At 57.9% G+C, this 4,444-nt stretch carries 4 protein-coding genes and 2 pseudogenes; 4 read left to right on the forward strand and 2 right to left on the reverse strand.

Annotated features, from left to right (window positions below):
• A pseudogene (locus DMG62_21885) lies at positions 1-409 on the forward strand (serine recombinase).
• Here the strand turns inward: DMG62_21885 and DMG62_21890 are convergent.
• Together DMG62_21890 and DMG62_21895 are read right to left on the reverse strand one after the other, a co-directional pair.
• A pseudogene (locus DMG62_21890) lies at positions 398-1,867 on the reverse strand (serine recombinase). The pseudogenes DMG62_21885 and DMG62_21890 overlap by 12 nt on opposite strands.
• A complete protein-coding gene (locus tag DMG62_21895; protein ID PYY20797.1) occupies positions 1,864-2,043 on the reverse strand; it encodes a hypothetical protein in 180 nt (59 codons plus the stop codon). The pseudogene DMG62_21890 and the gene DMG62_21895 overlap by 4 nt, the downstream one beginning before the upstream one ends.
• A gap of 303 nt (positions 2,044-2,346) precedes the next feature.
• On the opposite strand from DMG62_21895, the gene DMG62_21900 reads away from it, so the two are divergent.
• From DMG62_21900 to DMG62_21910, 3 genes are all read left to right on the forward strand, one after another.
• Positions 2,347-2,796 carry an ATP-binding protein gene (locus tag DMG62_21900; protein ID PYY20798.1) on the forward strand — a complete coding sequence of 150 codons (450 nt, stop codon included), beginning with the start codon at positions 2,347-2,349 and terminating at the stop codon, positions 2,794-2,796.
• A 231-nt stretch (positions 2,797-3,027) separates the two neighbouring features.
• Positions 3,028-3,936: an ISNCY family transposase gene (locus DMG62_21905; GenBank protein ID PYY20799.1), complete on the forward strand. Its 909-nt coding sequence runs from the start codon at positions 3,028-3,030 to the stop codon at positions 3,934-3,936.
• A gap of 5 nt (positions 3,937-3,941) precedes the next feature.
• Entirely contained in the window at positions 3,942-4,244 is a 303-nt protein-coding gene (locus DMG62_21910; protein PYY20800.1) for a hypothetical protein, read from the forward strand.
• The last annotated feature ends 200 nt before the right edge of the window (positions 4,245-4,444 follow it).

The following is a 4,444-nucleotide window of genomic DNA, read 5'->3' on the forward strand; positions in this document are numbered from 1 at the left end:
GGCAGCTCGGCGATATGAAGCCGTCGATCCGGATAACCGTCTGGTGGCAGGGGAACTGGAGGCGCGTTGGAACGCCGCTCTCTCTACTGTAGGAGAGGTCGAACAGCGATTACGCGACAACGAGCTGCCCTCCAATGCCACTCGGATCCCCGATAAAGAGACGCTCTGCAGCTTGGCGCAGAACCTGCCTGCCGTGTGGAACTCACCGGCGACGGACATGCGCCTGAAACAGCGGATCGTCCGGATTCTGGTCGAAGAGATCGTCGCAGATGTGGATGACGCCACCACTGAAATCGTGTTGCTGATTCACTGGACCGGTGGCAGGCACTCAGAGCTTCGCATGAAGAAGAACCTCACCGGCAGACATAGCCGATGTACAAATCTGGAAACCATCGAAGTTCTGCGCCAAGCTGCAGAGCGTCTCTTTATCGGGGATCCGAGTGGCATTGGAGGGCAGCTCGTTGTCGCGTAATCGCTGTTCGACCTCTCCTACAGTAGAGAGAGCGGCGTTCCAACGCGCCTCCAGTTCCCCTGCCACCAGACGGTTATCCGGATCGACGGCTTCATATCGCCGAGCTGCCAACCGCGATTCATAACGCGCCTGCTCAAGTTCCAATGAGAGCGCCCGATGACGTTCACGCTGCTGTTCAGCGACTCGTGTCGCCACCTCCAATGCTGCCTCGATCGCGTTGCCCTCTACGGCTTTCAGGATTTCAGCTGCGACCGCTCGGTCTGGTTTAAATCCGCCGAATGAGATGCACCATCCCGTGCCATGATTGATGTGCGCACCGCGGCAATGATAGCGTGGCACTTCGCCATGCGTACCGCTGTAGGCGACGTGCAACATCCTCCCGCACCGGCGGCAGCGTAGTAAACCGGCTAACAGGCTTCGGCCGCCTCGTCCGGCCTTCGGCTCCATACGAGATTTCATGTGCGCGTTGTCAGCCAGCATCGATTGATTACGTTCGAACTGCTCCCAAGAAATGTAACCGGGATGATGATCACGAATCAAGACCGTCCATGCTTCGGGCGCTTTGACATGCCCCTCGCTCTTTCTCGCACGACCATCAACGACCTTGGTACGCGACTCCGTCTTGCCAAAGGCATAGGCTCCGGCGTACATCGGATTCCTCAGCATGTGCCAGATTGTGTTGTATACCGGCAGTTTCCAGGCGATGTCGTGCCCCGGCGAATCCAGGACGAGCGACGGCAGGGTCGTCTTCTCTCCGCGGAACCACAACAGCACCTGGCGGGCGCTTCCCAGCTCCCTCACTTTCGTGAACACCAGATTCACTGCATTTTGCACGCGCCGGTCAGGATCCATTTCGACTTTGCCGTGGTGGGTCCACCGGAAGCCCACCGGCAAACGGAACTGCAGTTCACCCCGGCGTGCCTTTTGCCGAATGGCCTCAAGCGACCGTTGTCGCAGGAGATTCAACTCAAACTCGCTCATCGTCCCCTTGAGCCCGAGCAACAGGCGGTCGTTAAGAATGCCCGGATCGTAAACCCCGTCCGGATCGATGACGATAGCGCGGACTAATCCGCAGAGTTCGATCAGGTGATGCCAGTCCCGGCCATTGCGCGCCAGACGCGAAGCTTCGATGCATAAGACGGCACCCACTTGCCCGGTGCATACTTCCGCCACGAGATGTTGAAATCCGGGACGCTCCACCTGGCCGGAGCCGGATCGGCCAAGATCCTCGTCGATAATCTCAACCTGCTGGAAGCCCAACTGGCGGGCGTGATCGGCGAGGCCGTATTGTCGTCGCTGGCTCTCCTGATTGAGAATTACCTGACCAGGCGACGATTGCCGAATATAGACGATGGCCCGCCGGCTCAAGTGATCCGGTGTAATCTTCGGATTCATTCCTGCTCCTCCGACTTCGTTCCGCACGGTTCGACAACTGCGTTCAACAGCAGGTCGGCCAAGGCTGCAGCCAGTTCCCGCTGTTTGCCTTCCGGCAACACCATCGGCTTACTGTCACAAAAGGGCAGATTCATTTGCGGTGTACCCAGCGTCTTCTTTGGTTGCATTCGAGTCATCCGATCGCACCTTCCTCACTGCTGCGTTACCGCGATCGGAGCTTGAATGCAAGTGGTTCAGTAATGACCAAAGATCCGCCAATGCCGCAGCCGATGCCAATGGAGATCCACTGGTGAAACTCGGACCGCGGACCGGATCGGCCATCCAGGATGGAAACCCACCAATGGTCCCGTCAGGGAGTTCGCAATAAACGTACTCTCCCCGGGGAAATGTCGCCCTTCTCCGGACGCGCAGACTCTGTCCGCAAAGCGGGTGGAACGGGTAGTGAATCTTGACGATCTCCGGACTATGGGCATTATGTTTTGGGTTCGAGCGGGACCGGGAAAACCCACATCGGCTTGGCGTTGGCACTGGCGGCTTGTCAGCAGGGATTTCGCGTGCGCTTCGCCACTGCGGCGTCGCTGGTGCATGAGCTGATCGAAGCACGAGATGAGAAGCGCCTGCTGCGGTATCAGAAGCATCTGGCCAGGCAGGAACTGCTGATGGTGGACGAACTGGGTTTCGTGCCGCTGTCGAAGACCGGCGCCGAAATGCTGTTCGAAGTTTTCAGCCAGCGCTACGAACGGACTTCTACGCTGGTGACCAGCAACCTGCCCTTTGCCGAGTGGACCGAAGTGCTGGGCTCGGAGCGGCTGACCGGCGCCCTGCTGGATCGGCTGACCCATCATGTTCACATCCTGGAAATGAACGGGGACAGCTTCCGGCTCAAAGACAGCAGGAAGAAGAAAGAGCCCGGCCCCGGCACGCAATAACCCGCCACTCCTGGCGCCCCGACCGCGACTGACTTTGGAGGCGGCTTCCGCTCCGCCCTAAACGCGCCGCCCTAATGGGCGTCGCAGGGCTGCGCTCCAGCCGCCCCCAAAGTCAGAGGAAAACGGCCTTCGAAGGAAAGAAGTGGTCCCCTTTTCCTCCGCCGCGGTGGGAAACTTTCACTCCGCCCTGTTGTACCTCGATGATAAAGTCCCCTTAATACCTCGATAGAAATGTCCCTATCACACTGGACCGAGGAGGTCCGGTTGATAAGGACATCAATGAATGAGAAAGAGATTCGAAGGGCTGGCGTTCTTTCGCGGGTGAAAGCCGAAGATCTCACGCAAGTGGAAGCGGCGGAGATGCTGGGTTTGTGCTATCGGCAAACCAGGCGGCTGTACCGGCGTTTTTTCGACCTGGGTGCAGATGGCTTGGTACACGGCAATGCGGGCAGGCGATCCAACCACAGCAAAACAGCGAAGTTTCGAGAACGGGTTTTGGAGTTAGTGAAAAAGCATTATGGGGGTGAAGTAGGAGAGCGTTTCGGTCCGACCCTGGCGGCCGAGCATCTGGCGGAAGATCACGGGATGGAGGTGGATGCCGAGACGCTGCGGCGATGGATGCTGGAAGCAGATCTGTGGACGCGGGAGCGGAAGCGCAAAGTGTACCGGCAGAGGCGGCTGAGAAGAGCGCATTTTGGGGAACTGGTGCAGATGGACGGCAGTTTCGAGAATTGGTTAGAAGCTCGTGGGCCCAGAGGTTGTTTGCTGAACATGGTGGATGATGCGACCAGCACCAGCTTGGGAACTTTTGCAGAGGAAGAGACAACGTGGGGGGTGGCCGACACGCTGCAGGCCTGGGTAGAGAAGTACGGAGTGCCGCAAGCATTGTACGTGGATTGGAAAACGGTCTATCATCATCAGCCGACAGCGCGACAGAAGCAAGAGGGGATCGTACCGATCTCGCAGTTTGGGCGCATGTGCGCCAAGCTGGGAATCGAGTTAATTGGCGCGAATTCGCCCCAAGCCAAGGGCCGAGTGGAACGGGGTCACGGGACGCATCAAGATCGGCTGAGTAAGAAAATGCGTTTAAAAAGGATCGCGACTTATGAGGCAGCCAATCGCTTTCTGGCGGATTCTTAAACCAGGTGTTTTGCCTGGAGCACGAACGCAAGGTGGGCAACGACTGGGTGGTGCAGTATGGCAGTCGATGGTTGCAGATTGAAGCACAACAGCAGACCCCGGTGAGTGCCGGCAACACGGTGGTGATACGGGAGCATCGGGATCGCTCTCTGACACTGCTGCTGCACAGCAAGGTTTTGAAATGGCATGAATTATCAGAACGTCCCAAGAAGCTGGCCGCGCTGCCGAGGAGAAGGGTGGTGATGCGGCCCAAGCCGGCGCCGCAGCATCCGTGGCGGCGATCGATTCAGGGAGGACCGAAACGCTAAACCGGCTAACTGGAAAACCAGGATGTAAGTTGGTCGCCAAGGGACCCCGATCTTGGGCAGGGGCCGAAAAATCAAAAACAAAACCTCCTTATAAAAAGAAAGGAAAAGAAACCTTGACGTTTGCGAGAGTGGAGCGCCTCCCGTTGGTCGGCAGAGGATTGTCTCACGAGTTGGTCAAAAGCAAATCCCCATGAAAGAAA

It is taken from the genome of Acidobacteriota bacterium (genome assembly GCA_003225175.1).
Taxonomy (GTDB): domain Bacteria; phylum Acidobacteriota; class Terriglobia; order Terriglobales; family Acidobacteriaceae; genus Gp1-AA112.